Below are 471 nucleotides of genomic sequence, written 5' to 3' on the forward strand. Positions count from 1 at the left end.
TTGATCTACCTGTTTATCGCCTAGCTTTATAATCTTCCAGTTTTCTTTTCCTAATTCTGTAGCGCTGGTTCCGGCAAGGATAATAGAGCCGTCTCTGTTCAGTTTAATATCTGAAAGTCTCTCTTCTTTTTGTCTGGATTCTCCACTTACATGTTTTCGCCACTGTTCATTGCCGTTTCCGTCCAGATAGAGCATCCAGAAGGTCTCATCATCTTTTTCAACCCTTCCCTCAGCTTGCGTGTAACCACCCAGCAAAATTCCTTTTGTGGCATCTTGATTCCTGGCTCCTGAATCTTGGTTCTGTATCACATTCATCCCCATCAGGATGTCTCTGTTTTTGAAATTGTAGGATTTTTGCCATTGTTCATCCCCTCTTTCGTTTAGGGCAATCAACCATAGATCAGTTCCTTCTTCGATGCCTACGGATTTGTTTCCTGATCTTTCCGATCTGGATTCACCACCAATGACAAA

The 471-nt window shown here is 42.5% G+C and carries 1 pseudogene; it reads right to left on the reverse strand.

The features are described 5' to 3' along the window. Positions 1-471 (reverse strand): annotated as a pseudogene (locus tag C1631_RS23520) (T9SS type A sorting domain-containing protein); the annotation flags it as partial.

The sequence above is a fragment of the Chryseobacterium phosphatilyticum genome (genome assembly GCF_002899825.2).
Taxonomy (GTDB): Bacteria; Bacteroidota; Bacteroidia; order Flavobacteriales; family Weeksellaceae; genus Chryseobacterium; species Chryseobacterium phosphatilyticum.